At 70.4% G+C, this 21,615-nt stretch carries 18 protein-coding genes and 5 pseudogenes; 12 read left to right on the forward strand and 11 right to left on the reverse strand.

Annotated elements, in window-relative coordinates:
• Positions 1 to 121: 121 nt before the first annotated feature.
• The 3 genes and pseudogenes from H8R17_RS39535 to H8R17_RS39545 all read right to left on the reverse strand — a co-directional run.
• Positions 122 to 412: pseudogene (locus H8R17_RS39535) on the reverse strand (site-specific integrase); the annotation flags it as partial.
• Between the two features lie 28 nt (positions 413 to 440).
• A pseudogene (locus tag H8R17_RS39540) lies at positions 441 to 1,223 on the reverse strand (hypothetical protein); the annotation flags it as partial.
• A 72-nt stretch (positions 1,224 to 1,295) separates the two neighbouring features.
• The gene (locus H8R17_RS39545; protein WP_187828030.1) at positions 1,296 to 1,721 is read right to left on the reverse strand and encodes a hypothetical protein; all 426 of its coding nucleotides are present in this window, start codon (positions 1,719 to 1,721) and stop codon (positions 1,296 to 1,298) included.
• A gap of 129 nt (positions 1,722 to 1,850) precedes the next feature.
• Here H8R17_RS39545 and H8R17_RS39550 point away from each other — a divergent pair, with 129 nt between their 5' ends.
• From H8R17_RS39550 to H8R17_RS39560, 3 genes are all read left to right on the forward strand, one after another.
• Positions 1,851 to 2,270, forward strand: a complete 420-nt coding sequence (locus H8R17_RS39550) for a BlaI/MecI/CopY family transcriptional regulator (RefSeq protein WP_187828031.1) — start codon at positions 1,851 to 1,853, stop codon at positions 2,268 to 2,270.
• A 4-nt stretch (positions 2,271 to 2,274) separates the two neighbouring features.
• Positions 2,275 to 3,375, forward strand: coding sequence for a M48 family metalloprotease (locus H8R17_RS39555; RefSeq protein ID WP_187828032.1), 1,101 nt, complete (start codon positions 2,275 to 2,277; stop codon positions 3,373 to 3,375).
• 381 nt (positions 3,376 to 3,756) lie between these two features.
• On the forward strand, positions 3,757 to 4,980 hold the full coding sequence (locus tag H8R17_RS39560) for a hypothetical protein (protein ID WP_316959675.1): 1,224 nt from the start codon (positions 3,757 to 3,759) through the stop codon (positions 4,978 to 4,980).
• 924 nt (positions 4,981 to 5,904) lie between these two features.
• On the opposite strand, the pseudogene H8R17_RS39565 reads toward H8R17_RS39560, so the two are convergent.
• A pseudogene (locus tag H8R17_RS39565) lies at positions 5,905 to 6,450 on the reverse strand (transposase); the annotation flags it as partial.
• Between the two features lie 267 nt (positions 6,451 to 6,717).
• Positions 6,718 to 7,281, reverse strand: coding sequence for a carboxymuconolactone decarboxylase family protein (locus tag H8R17_RS39570; RefSeq protein WP_187828033.1), 564 nt, complete (start codon positions 7,279 to 7,281; stop codon positions 6,718 to 6,720).
• A 102-nt stretch (positions 7,282 to 7,383) separates the two neighbouring features.
• Between H8R17_RS39570 and H8R17_RS39575 the strand changes: the two genes are divergently transcribed.
• On the forward strand, positions 7,384 to 7,662 hold the full coding sequence (locus tag H8R17_RS39575; protein ID WP_223126008.1) for a helix-turn-helix domain-containing protein: 279 nt from the start codon (positions 7,384 to 7,386) through the stop codon (positions 7,660 to 7,662).
• A gap of 509 nt (positions 7,663 to 8,171) precedes the next feature.
• On the opposite strand, the gene H8R17_RS39580 is transcribed toward H8R17_RS39575, so the two are convergent.
• Positions 8,172 to 8,930 (reverse strand): polyprenol monophosphomannose synthase, encoded by a 759-nt coding sequence (locus tag H8R17_RS39580; protein WP_187828035.1) that lies wholly within the window; start codon positions 8,928 to 8,930, stop codon positions 8,172 to 8,174.
• Between the two features lie 101 nt (positions 8,931 to 9,031).
• Here H8R17_RS39580 and H8R17_RS39585 point away from each other — a divergent pair, with 101 nt between their 5' ends.
• The gene (locus tag H8R17_RS39585; RefSeq protein WP_262505871.1) at positions 9,032 to 10,804 is read left to right on the forward strand and encodes a hypothetical protein; all 1,773 of its coding nucleotides are present in this window, start codon (positions 9,032 to 9,034) and stop codon (positions 10,802 to 10,804) included.
• A gap of 268 nt (positions 10,805 to 11,072) precedes the next feature.
• On the opposite strand, the gene H8R17_RS39590 is transcribed toward H8R17_RS39585, so the two are convergent.
• Complete coding sequence (locus H8R17_RS39590; protein WP_187828036.1) at positions 11,073 to 11,696, reverse strand: DedA family protein; 624 nt, start codon at positions 11,694 to 11,696, stop codon at positions 11,073 to 11,075.
• A gap of 22 nt (positions 11,697 to 11,718) precedes the next feature.
• Positions 11,719 to 12,369 (reverse strand): phosphatase PAP2 family protein, encoded by a 651-nt coding sequence (locus H8R17_RS39595; protein ID WP_187828037.1) that lies wholly within the window; start codon positions 12,367 to 12,369, stop codon positions 11,719 to 11,721.
• 187 nt (positions 12,370 to 12,556) lie between these two features.
• On the opposite strand from H8R17_RS39595, the gene H8R17_RS39600 reads away from it, so the two are divergent.
• Both H8R17_RS39600 and H8R17_RS39605 read left to right on the forward strand, forming a co-directional pair.
• On the forward strand, positions 12,557 to 12,955 hold the full coding sequence (locus tag H8R17_RS39600; RefSeq protein ID WP_187828038.1) for a BlaI/MecI/CopY family transcriptional regulator: 399 nt from the start codon (positions 12,557 to 12,559) through the stop codon (positions 12,953 to 12,955).
• Positions 12,956 to 12,960: 5 nt separating this feature from the next.
• A complete protein-coding gene (locus H8R17_RS39605; RefSeq protein WP_316959676.1) occupies positions 12,961 to 13,932 on the forward strand; it encodes a M56 family metallopeptidase in 972 nt (323 codons plus the stop codon).
• A 435-nt stretch (positions 13,933 to 14,367) separates the two neighbouring features.
• Here the strand turns inward: H8R17_RS39605 and H8R17_RS39610 are convergent, their stop codons facing one another.
• Positions 14,368 to 14,862, reverse strand: a complete 495-nt coding sequence (locus H8R17_RS39610; protein WP_187828039.1) for a DUF2231 domain-containing protein — start codon at positions 14,860 to 14,862, stop codon at positions 14,368 to 14,370.
• Between the two features lie 493 nt (positions 14,863 to 15,355).
• Between H8R17_RS39610 and H8R17_RS39615 the strand changes: the two are divergent.
• A pseudogene (locus H8R17_RS39615) lies at positions 15,356 to 15,936 on the forward strand (response regulator transcription factor); the annotation flags it as partial.
• Between the two features lie 115 nt (positions 15,937 to 16,051).
• Here the strand turns inward: H8R17_RS39615 and H8R17_RS49590 are convergent.
• Complete coding sequence (locus H8R17_RS49590; protein ID WP_399477899.1) at positions 16,052 to 16,297, reverse strand: hypothetical protein; 246 nt, start codon at positions 16,295 to 16,297, stop codon at positions 16,052 to 16,054.
• 83 nt (positions 16,298 to 16,380) lie between these two features.
• On the opposite strand from H8R17_RS49590, the gene H8R17_RS49595 reads away from it, so the two are divergent.
• The 4 genes from H8R17_RS49595 (at position 16,381) to H8R17_RS39635 (ending at position 19,729) form a co-directional block, all read left to right on the forward strand.
• Positions 16,381 to 16,626 (forward strand): ATP-binding protein, encoded by a 246-nt coding sequence (locus tag H8R17_RS49595; protein ID WP_399477897.1) that lies wholly within the window; start codon positions 16,381 to 16,383, stop codon positions 16,624 to 16,626.
• A 333-nt stretch (positions 16,627 to 16,959) separates the two neighbouring features.
• Positions 16,960 to 18,327, forward strand: coding sequence for a ferric reductase-like transmembrane domain-containing protein (locus H8R17_RS39625; protein WP_187828040.1), 1,368 nt, complete (start codon positions 16,960 to 16,962; stop codon positions 18,325 to 18,327).
• 33 nt (positions 18,328 to 18,360) lie between these two features.
• Positions 18,361 to 18,849, forward strand: coding sequence for an FMN-binding protein (locus tag H8R17_RS39630; protein ID WP_187828041.1), 489 nt, complete (start codon positions 18,361 to 18,363; stop codon positions 18,847 to 18,849).
• A gap of 79 nt (positions 18,850 to 18,928) precedes the next feature.
• Positions 18,929 to 19,729 carry an FAD:protein FMN transferase gene (locus H8R17_RS39635; protein WP_187828044.1) on the forward strand — a complete coding sequence of 267 codons (801 nt, stop codon included), beginning with the start codon at positions 18,929 to 18,931 and terminating at the stop codon, positions 19,727 to 19,729.
• Positions 19,730 to 20,038: 309 nt separating this feature from the next.
• Here the strand turns inward: H8R17_RS39635 and H8R17_RS39640 are convergent.
• A pseudogene (locus tag H8R17_RS39640) lies at positions 20,039 to 21,339 on the reverse strand (IS256 family transposase).
• Positions 21,340 to 21,615 lie beyond the last annotated feature (276 nt).

The raw sequence follows: 21,615 nt of genomic DNA on the forward strand, positions 1-21,615 counted from the left end.
CCCGGCGCAGCCGCAGCGACACGCGAAGATCCCACCCGGCACTGGCCCGGACAAACGGGATGAACCGATCACCTCAACTGGCAGCGATGATCACCGTCCCTCAAACAGAGCCGCACCCATCGCGGTTCTTCAGCCCGCGGTCGTCGTGCACCTCGCCCGTCTTGGTCCACTTCTTCCCCGCGGTCGGCCTGGTCCGATGGAGATTCGCCAGCCCCCACCCCTCCTCGGGGAGGTAGCAGTCCTGGGTCGCGACCCCGACGGTCTCCGCCGGACGCATCCCGACGTAGTACATGCCGGCGAACATGCCCACCAGTCGCCTGCCCCTGGCTCGGTGATATCCGCCCACGTACGAGACAGCGCCGATCAGGTTGCTGGCCTGCTTCGGGTTGGCCACGACGCGAGGGTCGACAGGGACAATCCTTGACGGCTTCTGCACGGAAACCGAGTGTGGTGTTGGCGTTGTTCCCTTGGGTCTGTACGGAGGAGCAGCGCGCGTAGAAGGCGATCGGGATGGCGTTGTCCCCGGTCAGCAGGCACGGCGGCCGTATCCCCAGCTGGTGCAGCTCGGCTGCCGTACGCGCCCACTCAACGGTGGGCGGCAGTGGTGCGCTGCACAGTGTGCTCCAGCACCACGTACTGGACGGCCAGGTGTCTGGCCAGGCCCGCCGCTACCAGCGGTGGCGGCCACGGGCCGCCAAGCCCCGCTCCCCACGGTGACCACCCGGAACAGCGCCTCGGCGGCCGGAATCGCAAGGAGCGCGTAGGCCGGGAGCAGGAAGCGTGGGGCCGCGTAGCCGAGCAGGAACAGGTACGGAACGGCGGCCGTCGTGGCGCAGGCGAGCGGCACCAGGGTGCGCGCCGAGCGCCGGGCCCGGACCGCGAGCACCGCCGCGAGGACGACGAGAAGGGGCAGGACAAACCACCACAGCGTCACCTCCACGGGCGGCGCCGCCCCGGTGCACGGACGGCACAGGGTGCGCCCGCCCAGGCTGCGCAGCTGGTCGCCGACGGCGATGCTCCAGCCCAAGCCGCCCTCGGTCCGGGAGGCGTCGGAGGCGCTGCATCAGGCCGCCGTAGCTGACGTACGCCTCGATCACCCACTCGGCCGCTCCGGCGGCCAGCCCCGCCACCAGGGTGAGCAGCAGCCGGAAACGCCGCCACCGTCGTACGGCCACCAGCAGGATCAACAGCGGAAGGGTCACCCAGACCGCGTCGGTGGGGCGCTGCGGGGGCACGTGGGGGCGGGCCGTGGCGTTCCGCGCCGACGAGCGGGACGTTCAAGGTTTTGGCCACCATCACACCGCCCCAGCCGACCACTGCATACCTCCGCCTGGAGGCAGCCGGTACGCCGTCGCGGCTGCCGCCGCGCGTAGCGGGACCGTCACCGGCCTCTGCGCGGCCGGGCCTCTGCTCTGGGCCGCCATGAGGCTCGCCTGGCCGAACTGCGGGTCTTCGGTGAAGGGTTGTGAGGGGAAGCGGCCGAACGCTTTGCGCGCGCTCGCGGTCGTGGCAGTGACCTGCCGCTGCTGAGCGACGCGTTGGAACCCGAACCCGACCCGTGCGTCGGGCCGCTGCCGCGCGTCGCAGGGCCGCAATCGCAGGTCAACCACCGCGACCGCGACGCGGCCCGAAGGCGCTGCTCTTCCCTCGTCGAGGGACGGGACGGCGATCGCCGCTGCCGCATCCCTGTCCGCCGTACTGCCGAGGTGCGACATGGGCATGCTTCCTGCTTGCGTGGCTGGAGCAAATGCAACTCTACATCTTGTAGTAGATCGCTCGCCCCGACCCGCATACTTCCTACATGCGGTAGTAGCTCAGCGGTAGCCTGAGTGGCGGAACCGAGGAGGAGCATGACGGTGCGCGACGGGAAGCACGACGAATCCGGGGAGTCATCCAGGCGGGGGCGCGGGGAGTTGGAGAACAGCGTGCTCGCGGCGCTCTGGGCGGCCGACGGTCCGCTGACGGCGAGGCAGGTCATGGAGCGGCTGCCGGGGGACCTGGCGTACACGACCGTGCTGACCATCCTGTCGCGGCTGTATGACAAGGGCATGCTCGTCCGGCACCGCGAGGGGCGCGGTTACGCCTACGAACCGGCCCGGGACGAGGCGTCCCACACCGCCGGGCAGATGCGCACGCTGCTGGAGCACGGCTCCGACCGGGAGGCGGTGCTGGCCCGGTTCGTCTCGGAACTGTCAGAGCAGGACGAACAGGTGCTGCACCGGCTGCTGGCCGGGCACGCGCATGATGACCGTGCGGCCGAGGGGCCGTGAGCCGGTGCGGATCGACGTGTACGTTCCCTTTTTGGTCACCGCCCTGCTGGCGGCGCTCGCGCCCCGGCCGGCGCGACGGCTGGCACCGCGCCCGGCCGCCTGGGCCCTGGCCTGCACCGCGCTGGTGACGGCGGTCGGCTGGCTGGGGTCGCTGGCCCTGCTGGCATTCACCGCCTTCGCACAGATACCCGAGGTCGCCGAGGAGGGCCGGTGGTCGGTGTCGGCCCTACGCGCCGAGGACCCGGTGCACCTCGTCGTCGCGGTGGGCAGCGCCTTCGCCCTGGTCACCGCTTGCGTGGCCCTGGGTGTCGCCGCAGTGCGCCAGGCCCGCCACGTCGTCCGGTCCCGGCGGGAGTGCGCGCGGCTGCCCGGCGAGACGGAACTGGCCGTCATAGACGACGAGTCGCCGCTGGCCTTCGCGCTGCCCGGTGCGCCAGGGCGGATCGTGGTGTCCCGGGGCATGCTGCGCTGCCTGGCCGATGGCGAACGCGAGGCCCTCCTGGCCCACGAGAGGGCCCACCTGCATGGCGGGCACCACGTCTTCCAGACCGTCTGGCGGCTCGCGGCAGCCGTGAGCCCCCTGCTGCGCCCACTGGCGCGCGCGGGGGGATTCGTCCTGGAGCGCTGGGCCGACGAGGATGCCGCGGCACGTGTCGGCGACCGTACGGTGGTCGCGCGCGCGGTGGCCCGGGCCGCCCTCGCCTCCGCCGCCGACTCGTCCCGCGGCGCCGCGCTGGCGGCGACCGGTGGCGAGGTGCCGCAGCGGGTACGGGCCCTGCTCGCACCGCCGCCACGGCACCGGGCACTGCCCTTCGTCGCGGGCGCACTCCTGCTCGCGCTCTGCTGCGCGAGCCTGGCCAACGCCGCCTCCGACAGCGAGCAACTGCTCGACAGCGCCCAGCGTGCGGCCTGTGCGACGACGAACGCCCCGCGGACCGAGGCGGCGTCAGCCGACCATCTGCCGCTCGGACACGGGCCCGGCGTCCGCTGCGACCGTGACCGGCTCGAAGCACGCGAGCAGGGGCGCCACACCCTGCCTGGGCAGCAGCCATCTGAGCCACACGCCGGCCAGACAGCCGACAGCCGCCCCGCCGAGCAGGACTGACCCGACGACGCCTGTCAACGTCCGTCCGCTGCCACCGGATGCCGCGCGCGAGGACGTCCGCGGCGACGGCGGCCAGAAAGACCAGGCCGGGAATGAGCAAGCAGCGGCACACGTACGGCGTTGCAGTTTCCATCGGCCGAGGACTCGATGGTCAGGTTGCGTTCAGGTACGCCGTGCCACCATGCCCACATCGAGCGCCGTGCTCGCCAGCGCGTGGCTCTGCGCCCTAGTGACATCCCGTTCCGCACCTCCCGCCCCCGCCCGTAAGGCAGTTCAGGTGCGTTCTACGCTGGCTCCCAGTCGCCAGTTCCAGAGCCTGGTGGAGTCGCGGAGAGTCTTGGTCATCTCGGCGCCGACGAATTCGCACATCGGAGGACAGGCGTGCGCGACGGGGACACGGCGGGGCCTGGGCCCGGCCAGGAGGCGGGGTTGGGCCGGATCGGCCGCCTGCCTGTGCGGTGGCACCACGCGCTTCTGACTGCCTGGACGGTCATCTGGTTCTGTGCGGCCGAGCGCCACGGCGCCGTGTCCTGGCACTATCTCGCGACCGGCCAGGAGCTGTTGTTCGGCCACATCCCCGGCGGCGGCCTGGCGCTGTACGCCAACCATCCGGAACTGCAGATCGGCCCGGTCAGCTTTCTGGTGGCGGCGGTGTTCGCGCCCTTTCCCACCGGCCTCGGCGAGAACCTGGCCGAGGCGTTCATGTCGGGCCTGGGGCTGTACATGCTGGTCCTGGTCGGCCGCAGCGCCGCCGACCACTACGCAGGTACCGGGATGAACCACCGGCGCCTGCAGCAACGGGTACTGACGGCCGGGGCCGCGTTCATCCCCATGTGGGTCGAGGTCTCGGTCCGCTTCGCCCACCTCGACGACGTCCTCGCGCTGTTCTTCACCACTCTGGCCGTACGGGCGCTCGTCCGCGGCAACGCGACCGCCGTGGGTGTCTGCATGGCGCTGGCCGTCGACTCCAAGCCCTGGGCGGTGGGCTTCCTGCCGCTCGTGATGGTCCTGCCCCGCCCCGCGGCGCTGCGCGCGTGCGGCTGGGTGGTAGGCCTAGTGGCCGCCGCCTGGCTGCCGTTCTACCTGACCCATGGGGACACGCTGGCGGCCGCCCACTTCACCATTCCCAACCAGCCGGCGTCCTCGCTGCGCTGGTTCGGCGTGAACGACCCCACGACCCCCTGGTGGGACCGGCCCGTGCAGATGGCCCTGGGCGCGGGCCTCGGCGCCCTGGCCGTGCGCAGGCACCGCTGGCCCGCGGTGGTGCTCCTCGCCGCCGACGCCCGCATCCTGCTCGACCCGAGCGTCTACACGTACTACAACGCCTCCGTGTTGCTCGGCACCCTGCTGTGGGACGTCATCGGCCAGCGCCGGCTGGTGCCCTGGGTGAGCTGGATCGCTCTGGTCTCGCTGTACGGCAGCGCCCTGCTGGTCCCGTCGGACGCCGCACGAGGACTCATCCGCCTCGCCTTCGGTGTCGGGTCGGCCGCATACGTCCTGTGGTGGCCGCAACGGAAACCGCGTGGCACCCGCCGCCCGACCGGGCCCGGCCCCCGAATGCCTCGCCCCAGGCCGACCCGCGTCACGGCCACGAGCGAGCGGTGACAGCACCCACGGCGACGACGACCATGCACCGGAGCTGGAGCGCTTGTCACAGGGCTTTGTTGTAGACGTAGACCAGAAAGGCCCCGTAGACCGCTGAAAAAGGCGGTCGCCGAACCCAGCAGAACGTCCCGGCCGGCCCGGGAGCGTACCCGGGCCAGGCCCGTCGCCAGGGGCAGCACCAGCGGGAACGCGGGGAGCAGGAAGCGGGAGCGGGAACTGAAGAACGCCGAGTCGCCCCAAGGCGATGACGATGAGCATCGCGCTGTAGACGATCAGCGGCAACGGCTGGCGGTGCACCACCGACAGGGCGAACAGCACCACCGCCGCACCCAGTATCAGCGCCACGACGATCACACCCAACGGCACCGGATGGGCGCGCAACAAGAGCACGGCCACCTGGTGTGCCGTGGATCGCCCACAGTCGAAGTCGGAGCTCCACAGAGCTGGACGGCCAGATACCCGTCCCGGCGGCCGAGCCGTACGTCGACCCACCCAATGAACCCGAAAAACCCGCACGCGCCGATCAGCGCACCAAGGCAGGCCGCCAGGCCATGCCTCGCAACTCCCCCAGCCGGCGTAGCCGCAGCAGCTCCGCGACCGCCGCCACCGCGACCACCGCCGCCCCGCTCGGCCGGGTCAGCCCGGCCAGGGCACACAACACCCCCGCCCACACCCCACCGGCGGGTCAGCACCGCGTACAGCGACCACGCGGCCAGCGCTGTGAACGGCGACTCCGTGTACGCCAGGCTCTCCACCACCGCCTGTGGCAGCACGCCCACTGCAGCGTGGCGAGAATCCCCACCCGACGGCCATAGCGCCAGGAGGCCACGACGAAGACGCCCCACGCCGCCATCGCCGACGCCATCCAGGCGGTGACAAGAGCAGCATGATGCGTAGTAAGAGCTTGCGCAGATAGGCGGGCGCTCATGAGCGTCGGCTTGGGCGGTTGTCCCAGCGGTGAGTGGTCCAGGCCCGGCGGATCAGGCTACGGACGGTGGTGATCGTGTCGGCGAGGTCGAAGAAGGCGTTGATGACGGTGGCGCGCCGTTCGTGGCAGCGGGCGAGCCGGTGGAAGGCGTTCTGCCAGGCGTGGGTGCACTCGATGTGCCACCGCTCGCCGGCCGGATCGGCGCCTTCTCGCCCGTGCGCGATGCGGCCGTGCAGGTGGCGGGTGGTGAGCTCGGCGCGGGTCTTGTTCGAGTCGTAGCCGGCGTCTAGGTGGACGGTGATGTTGTGGGGCAGCGGCCCGAGGTCGTCCAGCACGTCCAGGGTCGGGGCGAGCAGCGAGGAGTCGCGGTGGTTCACTCCGGCAAGGACCCTGCCGAGCGGGATTCCGTAGCCATCCGTCATGCCCGAGCGTTTCAGGCCCTGTTTGCCGCGGTCGACCGGTGAGCGGCCAGCGACCTCGCCGCCGCCGGGGGCTTTGGTGATGGACGCGTCGACGGCGATCTGGTCGAGCACGAGCTCAACGGGACCTGTGCCCACCTTGCCCCGAGGGCTCCCTGCGCCGGCGCGAGCTCTTACTGATCTTGTTCGATACATGATCAAGTCATCGTGGACCGCAGTCGGCGGGGACGCACGGCAGCTTGCGGCGGTGGCTCGTGATACTCGCCGTGCCGGCGGGCGAGGAGCTGAAGGCGCCCGGCCCCCTCACTGGCCTTTGAGGGCCGCCCCGAGGGGGATCGCGGACGCGCTGTGCAGCATCCGAGGCCGTCTGGAGGACCGCGATCCCGGCGATCAGTGCGCGGCGATCGGCTCGGTGCCGGGTTCAAGGGGCAGACGGAGCGCCCTGACGGCGAAGGAGACTGCGTGGTACCAACCGCAGATCAAGACCAGCTCGAGTGCGGCATCGTCATCAGCGACAGCGACCAGGTTGGCCCAGGTGTCGTCGGAGAGATCAAAGGTCGCTTGGAGCTCGTCGATCGCTTCAAGCACGGCACGATCAGCGGCGTCCCAGCAGTCGTCCGCCGGCCTTCCAGCCGCGAGGGACGCGAGCTGCGCGGCGTCGAATCCCGCCTTCTCGGCGAAGCCCGCGACGTGCACGGCCCACTCGTAGTCGGCGCCACACAGCGCGGTGGTCCGGTCGATGACCAGCTCGCGCTGGCGCAGAGTGAGAGCGGAGCGCCGGGAAAAGTAGTAGCTTCCCCAGCCCGCGATGGAGCGGGCGAGCTCGGGCCGGCGGGCCCACACCCGAAACAGCTGGATGGGTGAATGCCCGAGGACCTCAAGGGCCTCGCTGGCCGCCTCGTCGTAGGGCGGCGAGAGCGGCTTGATGCGCGGTTGCTTTGATTTCAGAGGCACGGCGGCAAGTTAACATTGCCGCTTCGGAAAGGGAAGCAGATGACACGACCAACACCACTCCCAGGCCGACGGGTCCGCGGCTCGCACACGGGGCGCCCGATCATGGCGCTCCTGGACCTCTTGGGCCGACGCTGGGCGCTGCGAGTCCTATGGGAGCTACGGGACGACTCATCTCCGCCGACCTTCCGCCAGCTCCAGCGACGATGCGACGGCGTCTCATCAAGCGTCCTGGCAGACAGGCTTCGCGAGCTTGGACAGGCCGACCTCGTCGAGCACGCCGGCGAGGGCTACCTGCTCACCGGACAGGGCAGGACCCTTCTCGAATGTCTCGCCCAGCTCGATGCGTGGGCCTCCGACTGGCGGCCCAAGGCGGCGGACTGACGGCCATGACTTGCCGGCCGGCGGCAACTCCATGATCACCGGGACCTGTGCCACCTTGCTCCCGGGACTCCCCACGCCGCCTATCTGCGCGAGCTCTAACTAAGCGGTCGTAGCCGTGGACAGCGATATGCGTGTTCCAGCGCGCGTCCCAGAGCGTTGACAGCCTGGACAGCAACGGATGACCGCGCCGCTGGGCCCAGTACATGAGCACGGCCACACCCACAGCCCGCGCGGCGGCATACCCCCACAGAGCGGGCGCCGCATCCCGCAAGGCCGCCCGCACCCGGGGCAGGGGCTGCCGCCTCGCCAAGCGCGGACCGTCCAAGCGGCCGAGCGCAACCGCCTCTCCCAACGCCATATCCACTGCGCGCCCCGTCCAGGCCCGGCCAGACAACGGACAGCCCTCCGACACCATCCCCTTTTGTGGAGTACGAGTGGAATGATCCGTACGGGGTTGCCTCGCGTACGTGATCTTTACCCAGGGGGTCTCCGCTCGCCCGGCACCGCGTTCACCCGGCTCGCCGCAGGCGCGCGAACGACCGCAGCCGGGGGCGGAGTCCCCAGACGGTGACGCGCCACAGGGCCTCGGTGACGATGGCGCGGTTCATCTTGCTGGCCCCGTACCGCCGTTCGACGAAGGTGATCGGCACCTCGGCGACCCGGAAGCCGCGTTCCACAGTGCGGCGGAGCAGGTCGACCTGGAAGCAGTAGCCCTGGGACTCGACGTCGTCCAGACCGATCCCCTCCAGGGTGCGCAGCCGGAACGCCCGGAAGCCTCCGGTCACGTCGCGGACCGGCACCCGCAGCAGAAGGCGGGAGTAGGCACTGCCGCCGCGTGAGAGCCACTGGCGGGAGACAGGCCAGTCGACCACCCGGCCGCCGGGCACCCAGCGGGAGCCGAGGACCAGGTCGGCGCCCCTGTGGAGCGCCGCGAGCAGGCGAGGCAGTTCCTCGGGCCGGTGGGAGCCGTCGGCGTCCATCTCGACCAGCACGTCGTAGCCGCGCTCCATGCCCCAGCGGAAGCCCGCCAGGTAGGCGGCGCCCAGCCCTTGCTTGCCCGGACGGTGCAGGACGTGGATGTGGTCGTCGCCCTCGGCCATCTCGTCGGCGATCTTGCCGGTGCCGTCCGGGCTGTTGTCGTCGGCGATCAGCACGTGTGCGTCGGGGACGGCCGAGCGCAGCCCGCTCGTCACTGTGGCGATGTTTTCCACCTCGTTGTACGTGGGGATGACGACGAGGATGCGGGCCTCGCCAGTGTCCTTGCTCATATGGACTGTGCCCTTTCCGTCAGGTGGAACCGCCGTCGGCGATCTCTCCTCTACGAGATGTAGTAGGTAATCGCCGGGTTCCACCAAAAGGGGAAAGCAGCATGGACGACTATCCGCGCGCCGGCTCGGGCGGCAGCTCACCGGTGCTGCCACTGGCGCCGCCGGAACCGCAGACCGCGCCGACCGCTCGCCGCCTGCCGGACGCCGCGCCGCCGCAGTGGCACCGCGGCCTGACGCTGACGGCCACGATCAGCCTGTTCATAGGCACCCGGTCCGCCTGGACCACCGCGATGACCTCCGCGCCGCCCGTCGCCGCCGTCATCTCCGTCTGTTACGCCGGCATCCTCGCCGCCGGGGTTCTCGCCCTCGCCGTGCGGCGCCGAAGGACGCTGGCCCGGGTGGACCTGGGCGTACTCGCCCTGGCGGTCACGCTCGTCGTGTGCGGGTTCTGGCTGAACCACGCGGGCACCGACGAGGGTGTGCTGACGGCCCAGGCCGCGAGCGAGATCCTGCACGGGCACCCGGTCTACGGTCAGCCCTGGCCCTGGCTGTTCGGGACGCCGCGCGTCGGCATCACCAAGACGATGTCGGGCGGGGCCGACTACACGTACGGCTATCCGCCGCTGACGGCGCTGCTAGCCGCTCCCGTTCACGCCGTCCTGCACTCGACGGCCGCGGCGACGCTGGTGACGACCGGGGCGCTGATCGCCGGTTCGGTCGCGCTGTGGCTGCTGGTCCCGGCGCCGTGGCGGCCGTCGGTCACGGCCGTGTGTCTGGGATTCGGCTTCCTGCCGTCCTACGCCCGCGACGGCTACCCGGCCATCACGGCGCTCGCCCTGCTGGTCCCGGCCGTCGTCCGCTGGCACCGTACCGGCGCGGGCGGACGGCTGAGCCGTGCCGGGGTGCTGCGCGCGGTGTGCCTGGGGCTGGCCTGCGCCGCCCAGCAACTCGCCTGGTTCCTGCTGCCGTTCCTGATCGTGGGCGTGTACGCCGTACGGCGAGGTGAACTCGGGAACCGCCGGGCCCTGGCCGTGGCCGCCCGGTACACCGGCACCGCCGCCCTGGCGTGGCTGCTGGTCAACACGTATTTCATCGCGCAGACACCGGGCGCCTGGCTGTCCGGCAGCCTGCTGCCGCTCACACAGAAGGCGATCCTGCACGGGCAGGGCGCCATGGGCATCTCTTACTACTTCACCGACGGCAGCAGCCACCTGGACTACTACTCCTACGCCAGCATCCTGCTCCTGCTCGGACTGCTCGCCGCGACCGTGCTGTTCGTCCGCCGCCTCGGCCCCGCCATCACCGTGCTGCCCTGGTGCGCCTTCTACCTCGCCACCCGCTCCCAGGACGGCTACTACCTGATGATGACGCCGCTGTGGATGGCGGCCGCCGCCACCGTGCCCGCCTCGGCGCTCGTCACCGCCTGGCAGCCCCGGCTGCCCCGGATCAACAGCCGCAGGGCCAAGACCGCCCTGACGGCCGGACTGCTCGCCCCGGCCGTCCTGTGCACCGGCATCGCCGCCGCCAGCCCACCGCCACTGCACCTGACCATCGACCAGGTGGCCGTGGCCGACCGGTCCCGGCCGGGGATCAGCGGCCTCACCGTAGAGGCCGTCAACACCACCGGCACCGCCATCGCCCCGCACTTCGCCACCCGCACCGGCCAAGGAGCGTCCGGCTGGTGGACCGCCAGTTCCGGCCCGTCCGTCCTCGCCCCGCACGCCCACGCCCGCTACACCCTCAGGGCCCCCGGCGGCTTCCACCCCCTGCCCGGCAGCAAGAACCCCCACCTCTACCTGATCGCCGTCTCCGGCACGCCGATGACCATCACCACCACACCCGTCCCGCTGCCGACACGGAGCCACGGCGCATGATCAAGGGCAAGCACCGAGCGAGGGGCATAAAAGGAATAGTAAAGACATCTTGGGTAAATAATGCCGTCATGCCATCGTTCCCTCCCATGACAACGACTCAGCTCCAGCAGCCCCAACTCCCCTCGTCCCTCCGCCCGATGGCAAGCAAGGTCCCCGAAGTCACCGCCTGGTTCTGGGTCATCAAGGTCCTGACCACCGGAACGGGAGAGACATCACCGTTTCGGTACCGCTTCTGCGGGCTATGGACGGGCGGCAAGGCGGCCATTCGTCAACGGCTGCGCTCGTTGCGGGGAAGGCGGCGAGCGAGGAATGCGCCGACGAGCACGACTGCGGCGGCGAGCAGGTACAGCTCGTAGCGCTGGATGGCGGGGTAGAGGGTGTTCAGGTGCTGTCCGGCGAGGTCGCCGAGGCTGACCCAGGCGCCGACCCACAGGGCGGCGCCGAGGATGTTGAAGGCGAGGAAGCGGCGCCAGGGCATCTCGGCCAGCCCGGCGATGATGCCGTTGGCTTGGCGCAGGCCCTCGATGAACCGGGCGACGGTGACGATCTTGCCGCCGTGGCGGGCGAAGAACACCTCGGCCTTGGCGAGGCGTTCTTCGGTGAGCAGCACGTAGCGGCCCCAGCGGGTGATGAGCCGGTGGCCGCCGCAGCGGCCGACAATGTAGCCGACGTTGTCGCCGAGGACTGCTGCGAGGAAGGCGATGGCGGCGACCACAACGATGTTGAGCCGTCCCGCACCGGCGTAGACGGCGGCGGCAATCATCGCGGTCTCGCCGGGAACGGGCAGACCGAAGTCCTCGACGAACACCAGGGCGGCGACGGCCAGGTAGCCGAAGCGGTCGAGGACGGGGGCGAGGTCGGCCAGTACGCCCGGCAGCGGGGGCGGTGCCATCGCGGGGCCTCCTGTGCCGGATTCAGCGAGCAGCGTGAGCACCCACAGGCGCGGCGGTCAGCACTGGTTGCAGCAGCCCGGTGCGCAGGCGCTCCACGAGCGGGACGGCGACGCGGCCCAGGATGCGGCTTGCCAGGTAGGCGACGGGCATGGCCAGCAGGGCGGCGCCGAGAACGTCGTGGGGGTAGTGGTCGCCGAGGTAAACGCGGGTGAAACCCTCCAGGAGGGCGAAGGCGGCGGCGATCACCGCAAGGCGCCTCTGAAGCAGCCACAGTGCGGCGACGGTCGCCGCGGCCACGGTGGTGTGGCCGCTGGGGAAGGCGTAGTCGGTGCTGGCGGGACAGGCGCTGACGAAGTAGTCGTGCGGCAGCGAGTAGCACGGCCGCACCTCGGCGACGACCTTCTTGACGACCTCGGCGACGGTGAAGGCGACCACGACGGCGACGGGGGCGACCAGGGCGAGGGTCATGGTGGCGGTGTCGCGGCGGCGGGCTTTCCACCAGCCGATCAGCATCAGCACCGCGAACACGCCGAGCCCGGCGTTGGTCCACAGGCTGAGCGGAGTGTTCAGCCACTTCGTGTCGCGGGCGAGGTCGGTGACGGCGGTGAACAGCGAGCCGTCGATGCCGGAGCCATCGAAGGCGAGCTGGACGGCGGGATGGAGCATCATCATGCGGTATCTCCCGAGATCGAAGGAGCAGCAGGCCCGGGCCGGCAGTCGACCGGGTAGCGCCAACGCGTGCGCGGGTCGGGGCCGTGCCGCGATGCCGGTGGTGCGCCACACCTGGAGGGCATGGCAGACTCGGCAGCGAACCAACTTCTACCGGTCCGTAGAAGTTCTACAGTACTGTAGATGATGGATGGAGGTGCGGCTCGTGGACGCCGGACAGCCTCCGGGTGAGCGCAGGCCGGGCGGCGCGCTGGAGGCCGAGGTCCTGGCCCTGCTGCAGTCCTCGCAGCGGGCGCTGGCCCCGGGCGAGGTGCTTGAGCAGTTGGATGGTGGCCTGTCGTACAGCACCGTGGTGACGGTGCTGTCCCGGATGTTCGACAAGGGACTGCTGACCCGGACCAAGCAGGGCCGCGCCTACGCGTATGCGCCGGTGACCGATGCGCAGGGGCTGACCGCCCGCCGGATGCGGCAGGTGCTGGAGTCCGATCCGGACCGTGAGGCGGTGCTGGCCCGGTTCGTGGAAGATCTGCCGGCCGGGGACGAGGAGTTGCTGCGGCAGCTTCTCGGCGATCTGGGCGAGCGGGGGTGAGCGGGGTGACGGTATGGCACCTGGCGGTCTACCTGCCGCTGCTCTTTCCCGTCGCGGCCGCTGTCGGGGCCCGGCCGCTGGCCGAGCGGCTGGAGCCGCGGCTTGCGACCTGGCTGCTGACCGGGAGCGCGTTGGCCCTGGCCGTGTTGAGCTGGGCAGCGTTGGGCGTCCTGGCGGTGGCGGGGGTGGTGCGGCTGCCGCTGGCCGCACTGGTGGGGGGCTGGTCGGTGGGCACTGTGCGCGCCGGGGACCCGGTCTCCACCGCGGAGGCGGTTGTGGCCGGCCTGGTGCTGGCTGTCGCGGTTGTGGCGGGGGTGGGGATGCTGTGGCGCCGTGTGCGGGCGCTGGCCGCTGCGGCGTTGGAGGCCGCCTGTCTGCCCGGCCCTGACCGGCTGGTCGTCATCGACAATCCGGCCCCGGACGCGTACGCGCTGCCCGGCATACCGGGCCGCATCGTGGTCTCCACCGGCATGCTCGACGCCCTGGACGACGCCGACCGCGAGGCCATGCTCGCCCACGAGAGGGCTCACCTGGCCTGTCACCACTACGCCTTCGTCGCGGTCGCCCAGCTGGCCGCCACATGCCACCCGCTGCTGCGGCCGGTGGCCGCCGCCGTTGCCTACACCATCGAGCGGTGGGCCGACGAACGCGCCGCTGCTGCGTGCGGCAACCGCCGCCAGGTTGCCCGCGCGATCGGCAAGGCAGCCCTGGCCACCGCACACACCCCATCCCGCAAGGGCCTGCCCGGCGCCGTACTCGGCCTGCTCGGACGCCGCCGCAGCCCCCTGGCCACCGCAGGACCAGTTCCCCGCCGCGTCGCTGCCCTCCTGGCCGAACCCCGGGCGTACTCGCTGCCGCTGAGCCTTCCCCTGCTGCCACTGGCCGCAGCCGCCGTCGTCGTCGGCTCCAGCGCCCTGTGCGCCTTCGCCGCCGCCCACGACCTGCACCTGCTCCTCAAACTCGCAGGAGCCGGCTGACCCTCCCAATACCCGGCCAAACCCTCGCCCAGGACACCACATCGGCGCGACCACCGCCGGGCGAACAGCCAGCGAAGCCCCTGCGCTGAAGGGCGCAGGGCACGGTTGGGAAGGGCCCACACCGCAAGGGCACAAACACCGTAGGTCCACATTATCGGTGTGTCCCGGCGGTATCGGTGCTATCGGGCCGCGCGCCCCCCTTCTACGGCAGACCTGCGGATGGGAGTCGCCCTGCCACGGTCCAGCAGCCAACGTCCGAACTGTCGATGGACGGCGGCCCGCAGGCCCGCCTGCGTCCGGACGTAACCGATTCGTAGCAGTCCCGCCCCGTATCCCTTTGCCGGCTGTTGCCAGCTGAAGTGGCCCCACTTCTCCGGCCTGAGTTGGCCCCACCGGCCGGGCGTACGGGAGCGTTCGGAGCGACGACGGACAGCATTAACGGGTGCCGGTCTTGGAGAAGGCGTCGTGCCAGGCGGCCTTCGCACCGGAGTCGCCGATGCGGTAGACATCGACGACGGCGCCGGCGGCCACCACGACGGACAGCACGGCCGCCGCGACCCTCACGACCGCGCCGCTGCGGGCCCGGTCCGTGGAGTCCTGCGGCGCGGGCGCCCGGCGGGTCGTCCACCACACGGCCGTCGCCAGCAGGAACAGGCCCGCGGCCCACGGCAACAGCCCGTCCCCGAGTTCGGCATGCTTGCGCACCAGCGGATCGCTGTCGACGTGCCGCTCCAGCCACTCGCCGGCCTGCGTGGTCAGGGGCACAGTCACCAGGGTCACGAATGCGAGCACCGGCAGGATCAGACCCAGCCGCCGTGCGGCCCTGGGCCACAGCGCGCTGACGACGAGCACCAGGGCGCTGAGCGGGATGAGAACGACGACGAAGTGGACGAACAGCACGTGCGCGGGCAAGCCGTTGACGAGGCTCATCGGGGTGCTCCTCCAGGAGGCGGCCATGGGGGTGGACGGCACGGTTCCGGGACGTGTCCGCCGATCGACGCGTCAGCCTGGCACAGTTGTTTCTCAAATTCTTCTGAGAGCAAATTGGGACGTATAGTCACAATGTCTGCGAGGTGGCCTATTCACCGTCAGCAACTGTTGCGCCAGCCACGTCTGCACCCGCCCACAGTGGAACAGCCAGCCCGCGTCGGTTGTGGTGCGGACATGACATGGCAGCCGCTGTCTACGGGGCAGGGCGGCGGCGATGGCGTCGGGTTCAGCCTGCGGGGCCAAGTCATGCGGGGTGCAGGCCCGCGTAGGAGGACGCGGTCACCCGGCAGAGTCTCGAACAATCGCGGCCCCGCATGCTCTGAGTACGTTCTGGAGACGAGGGGTCCGCGTCTGCTTTCTTTCGAAGTTCAGAAGAATCTCAGAGGCGCCCGTGCGCCCGGGACCGCCGATGAGGCGCGATGCTGGACGCATCATGGGCACCACACCGAACCACACCTCTCTCCCTCCGCTGCGCAGGCCCGACGGCGGCGCCGTCCGCGTCCTGGTGGTGGACGACGAACCCGACCTCACGGAGGTTCTGGGCGCGGCGCTGCGCTCCGAGGGCTGGGAGGTACCGACGACGGCGCCACCGCGCTGGAGGCGGCCGACAGCTTCCGCCCCGACGCCGTCGTCCTGGACTGGATGCTGCCCGATATCGACGGCCTTCAGGTGCTGCACGCACTGCGCCGCCGGCTGCCGCAGATGTGCGTGCTCTTCCTGACCGCGCGTGACGCTGTCGAGGACCGGATCGCGGGGATCACCGCCGGTGGCGACGACTACGTCACCAAGCCCTTCAGCTTGGAGGAGGTGCTGGCCCGGCTGCGGGGACTCATGCGTCGGGCGGGCTTGTCGCACGAGGCGGGCGCGCCGCGGCTCGTCGTGGGGGACCTGGTGATGGACGAGGAAGCCCGGGAAGTCACCCGGGCGGGCCGGGTCGTGGAGTTGTCCCGCACCGAGTTCGAACTGCTGCGGTTCTTGATGCGCAACCCGCGCCGGGTGCTGTCGAAGGCGCGCCCTGGCCACGCTGCCACCAGACGGCAAGGGCCGCAGCGTCCGCCTGTCCGCCCTGGCCGGCCCCGGCCCCCTGCCCCAGGAGGTACGGCACTCCCTGGAACGCATCGCCGCAACGTCACAGCGGTTGAGCGGCCTGGTCGACGACCTGCTCCTCCTCGCGCGCCTGGACGCGGGCCGCCCCCTGGCCCGCGAACCCGTAGACCTCACCCGCCTGACCCTCGACGCACTGGACGACGCCCGCGCCCTGTCCACCGACCACCACTGGCTGCTGGACCTGCCCGAGGAACCCGTCATCGTCCAGGGCGACGATCACCGCCTCCACCAGGTCCTGGCCAAACTGCTCGCCAACGCACTCATCCACACCCCGCCCGGCACACGAGTGGCGCTGTCCCTCACCACCTACCCGACCACGCCGAACTCGCCGTCGCCGACGACGGCCCGGGCATTCCCGAAGCCCTCCAGGCGGAGATCTTCCACCGCTTCACCCGGGCCGACCCCGGTCGCTCACGCAGGACTGGCGGCACGGGCCTGGGCCTCGCCATCGTCGAAGCCGTCATCACCGCACACCACGGCACGATCACCGTCACCAGCAGCCCCGGAAGCACCACATTTCTTCTGCGGCTACCGCTCGCAACGACACCCGACGAGCACCCGATCCTCCACAAGGACGCGGACTCCTACTCCGCGTAACGCCTCCCGACCGCTGCCACCGCTGGCCTCCGCAGGCGCCCCTTCGCGCCCCGGAGCGTCCGGGGCGTCGGGGCGTCCGGGGCGGATATAGCCGTCCGAGAGTGTTGTGCCCCTGCCGGGGGGCACTGGCGAGAGCCCCGACAGCACCCTTGCCGGGAGCGGCAAAAGGTTCTGAGTTCTCTCTGAATGAGCGAGCGAGGGGGAGCGCTCAGAGGCTTTCCAGAAGTTCCGCTGGAAAGGTGGCCGACGCACACGCACCACACGACGCATCACCACGTCGACGCGGCGTCGGGGCGCCGACACACGTCCCCGCGAGTCGACGAGAGGAGCCCCGTGGCCACCACATCCACACACAGCCGCCATGCCAGGACGCGCTCCCCTCAGCGCGCCCTGCCCTCCCCCCACACCGTTACCGTCGTGGCCCAAGTGCTGGTCTATGCAGGAGCCGCAGCGGTGGTGGCCCTGTGGTGGATCGACACCACCTCCGTGGTCGGCTTCGCCGGATGGCTGACCAACGCCGGCCGGGTCACCGGCCTGCTGGCCGGTTACGCCTGCGCGGTGCTGCTCGCGTTGATGTCTCGCTTTCCCCTGCTGGAGCGGGCCGTCGGCTCGGACCGCCTGGCCCGCTGGCACGCGCTGGGCGGCCGCTACACCATCTCGCTGACGCTCGCCCACACCCTACTGATCATCCTCGGCTACGCGGCGAGCGCCCACGCAAGCTTCGTCAGTCAGACCACCACGCTCGTCCTCACCTATCCCGACATGCTCAAGGCCACGGCAGGCTTCCTGCTCCTGGTCGCCACCGGCATCATCTCGGCCCGAGCCGCGCGCCGCCGCATGAGCTACGAGACCTGGCACTACCTGCACTTCGCCACCTATCTCGCCATCTTCCTGGCCTTCTTCCACCAGCTCTCCAACGGCGCCGACTTCGTCGCCCACCAGCCCGTCCAGCTCGCCTGGTACGCCCTCTACATCGGCGTGGCCGGCCTGCTGGTGTGGAACCGCTTCCTCACCCCGGTGCGGCGGGCCCTGCGGCACCGGCTGACCGTGACCGAGGTGCGGCCCGAGGCGCCCGGCGTGGTGTCGGTCTTCATGAGCGGCCGACACCTGGACGAACTGGGTGCCGAGCCCGGTCAGTTCTTCCGCTGGCGTTTCCTCGCCCCCAGGATGTGGTGGACGGCGAACCCGTACTCGCTGTCCGCACCGCCGAACCCGGCCTACCTGCGGATCACCGTGAAGGCCGTCGGCGGCCACAGCGAGGCGCTGGCCAGGCTCCGGCCGGGCACCCGGGTGTGGGCCGAGGGGCCCTACGGTGCCTTCACGGCGGCCCGACGCACGGCCCGAAAGGTCCTGCTGCTGGGCGGCGGCGCCGGCATCACCCCGCTGCGCGCGCTGTTCGAGACGCTGCCCAGCCAGGTCACCCTGGTCTACCGGGCGCGCCGCCCGGAGGACCTGGCGCTGTGGCAGGAACTCGACGCCATAGCGGCCGATCGCGGCGCAACCGTGCACTACGTGGTCGACGAACCCGCCCAGTACTCCTCGCCCCTCACCGCGGGTGGGCTGGCCACCCTCGTGCCCGACATCGCCGAGCGCGACGTCTACCTGTGCGGGCCACCGGGGATGACGGCCGCGGCGATACCCGCCCTGCGCGGGGCCGGGGTACCGCGCCACCGCATCCACCACGAATCATTCGCATTCTGAACCGCCTTCGAGGACCTTGAAAGGAGCAGCTTCATGGCAGTGCGCCGAGCCGCCCTCCTGACCACCTCCACCGTCACGGGCCTGGTCCTGCTGCTGTCCCTCAAACCACACCACACCGCCCTGCCGCTACTGGCCGGCTCCGGCGGTGGCGCGGTCTCCTCGCCGACGCCGGGCTCAAGCTCCGGCCAGCCGAGCCACTCCAGCCGCCCCAGCGGGTCGAAGAGCGCCGGCACCGGAGGCGGAGCCACCGGCACGTACACCGGCGCCGTCGAGCAGACGCCCTACGGCCCGGTACAAGTCGCCATCACCCTCTCCCACGGCAAACTGACCGACGTCAAAGCACTGCAGACTCCGAGCGCCGCGTCGCGCAGCCAGGCGATCGCCGGCTACGCCGTGCCTACCCTGACCCGGGAAGCGCTGGGTGCGCAGAGCGCGCAGATCCAGGCTGTCTCCGGCGCCTCCTACACCAGTGAGGGCTACATGCAGTCACTCCAGAGCGCCCTGGACAAGGCCGGTGCCTGACATACGCGAGGTGTATGAAGTGCCCAGGGCTTCCACGGGATCCGAAAAGCCCCGGCCGCTGCGTCATGTCGAGCGCGCCATGGGAACGGTCTTCTCCTTCGACATCCGTGACACGCCCACGTCCGCCATCCGCCGCGCCCTTGAGCAGGCCGTGGCATGGCTGCACCGGGTGGACGAGGTCTTCTCCACCTACCGCCCCGACAGCCAGATCAGCCGCATGGTCCGCGGCGAGATGAACCTCGCCGACTGCGATCCCGAAGTCGCCGAGGTGCTGCAGCTCTGCGAGAGCGCCGAGCGCATCAGCGGCGGCTGGTTCAGCCGCGCGCCCGGCGGTCGCCTCGACCCCACCGGCATGGTGAAGGGCTGGGCCATCGAACGCGCATCAGGGATTCTGGAGCGGGCCGGGGCGCGCAACACCTGTGTCAACGGTGGCGGCGATATCCAACTGCGCGGCGAGTGCGCCCCCGGCGTGCCATGGCAAGTCGGCATCGTCAACCCCCTGCAACTCCGCGACCTCTGCACCCTCGTCACCGGCCGGGACCTCGCCATCGCGACCTCCGGTACAGCCGAGCGCGGCGACCACATTCTCGACCCGCACACCGGTCGCCCGGCGGCCTCCGGACTGCTCTCGATCACCCTGGTCGGCCGCCACCTCACCGACATCGACGCCTACGCAACGGCTGCCTTCGCCATGGGCCCGAGCGCACGCAGATGGATCGAATCCCTGCCCGGTGTCGATGCCTTCGCCGTCACCTCGGGCGCCCGCGCCTGGTGGACCTCCGGCTTCCCGGACAAGGCCCCGTCCCAGCGTGGCTCGGCCGAGGGGTCCCCGGACCGCGCGCCCCACACCCGGAGTGACACCGATTCTCACCGACATTGATCACGACGAGGCAATCGCGGGTGACTCCCGAACCCGCGTCGCAACGATATCCGCGGAAAGGCTAAAAGGCGACTCGTTCCGCATGCGAGGACGCGAACTCGGACGCGTCCCCACCACCACCGACAACGACTGAAACGACCAAACCGAAGACACCCGGGTCAGATTTCAACCGACCAAAGCGGGTCCAGATTCAGCCGACGCCGACACAGTCCCCGGCTTGTGACTGAGGCGTGCCGAAGGCAACGGGAGGGCCGCCGTCCATCCTGAGCGGGTGTGTCAATTTAACGGCTGATCTTGGTTGTTGAGTGGTCAGTTGTTGCGTGGGGTCAGGCGGCCCTCGAAGGCGATCTGGAACGCGTTCAGGGGTGCCTTCCAGCGCATGGTCCACCGTTTGCGGCCCTTCCCCGTCGGGTCCAGGCTCATCAGCGCCATGTAGATGCACTTGAGAGCCGCGGCCTCGTTCGGGAATTGCCCGCGGGCGCGGACAGCCTTGCGTATCCGGGCGTTCACGCTCTCGATCGCGTTCGTGGAGCAGATGACCTTGCGGATCTCGACGTCGAAAGAGAGGAAGGGCACGAACTCGGCCCAGGCGTCCGACCACAGCTTCACGATCGCCGGATACTTGGCGCCCCAGGACTCCTGGAACTCCAGGAACCGCTCCGTCGCCGCGTCCTCGCTGGGTGCGGTGTAGACGGGCTTGAGGGCCTTGGCGACCTTGTCCCAGTCCTGGCGGGCCGCGTAGCGAAAGCTGTTACGCAGCAGGTGAACCACACACGTCTGGACAATCGTGCGAGGCCAGACGGTCTCGACCGCCTCCGGCAGGCCCTTGAGCCCGTCGCAGACCAGCATCAGCACATCGTCCAGGCCGCGGTTCTTCAGCTCGGTGAACACGTGCAGCCAGTACTTCGCGCCCTCGCCGCCGTCGCCGGCCCAGATCCCGAGGATGTCGCGGGTGCCGTCCACGGTCACCGCCATCACGACGTAGACCGGACGGTTCGCGACCTGCCCGTCCCTGATCTTGACGTTGATGGCGTCGACGAACAGGACCGGACAGACGCGGTCCAGCGGCCGGTTCTGCCATTCGGCCATGCCGTCCATCACCTTGTCGGTGATGGTGGAGATGGTCTGCTTGGACACCTCGGCGCCGTACACCTCGGCGAGATGAGCCGAGATCTCGCCGTGCGTGAGGCCCTTCGCGGACAGCGACAGCACCATCTCGTCCACGCCGGTCAGGCGGCGCTGCCGCTTCTTGACGATCTGCGGCTCGAAGCTGCCGGCGGTGTCACGGGGCACCTTCACCTCGACCGGCCCGACGTCGGTCAGCACGGTCTTCGCCCGGGTGCCGTTGCGGCTGTTGCCGTTGTTCTTCCCGGCCGGATCGTGCTTCTCGTAGCCGAGGTGATCGGTGATCTCGCCCTCCAGGGCGGACTCCAGCACCCGCTTGGTCAGCATCTGCAACAGCCCGCCCTCACCGTCAGCTGCTGCAGCAACCCTCCCTCGCCGGTCAGCTGCAGCCCCTTGCTCCGGGCCTGCTCGACGAGCTGGTCGATGAGCTTCTGCTCGACCGCCGCGGTCTCCAGCGACGGTTCCGCCAGGTCATCGGCGGCCACGGACTCGGTCACGGTGTCAGTCACTTGATGTCTCTTCCATGATCATCAATTACACCGGTGAGCGTACAGACCCCGACCTGGCGCATCGTGTCGCCACGGTGAGTTCAATGATCACGCATGTCCTGCCTCAGGCACCCGCGGGGTGGCTTCGTAGGTGGGAACGGACACCACTTGTCGACGAGTTTGGGCAGCTACGGCAGCTGTAGATAGCCGCTGCTGAGCTTTCTGATCACGGTGTGGTGTCGGCGTACGCGTGCCAACGGCAGTGGCAGAGGC

Origin of the sequence: Streptomyces sp. TRM68367 (assembly GCF_014495685.1) — a bacterium.
Taxonomy (GTDB): Bacteria; Actinomycetota; Actinomycetes; order Streptomycetales; family Streptomycetaceae; genus Streptomyces.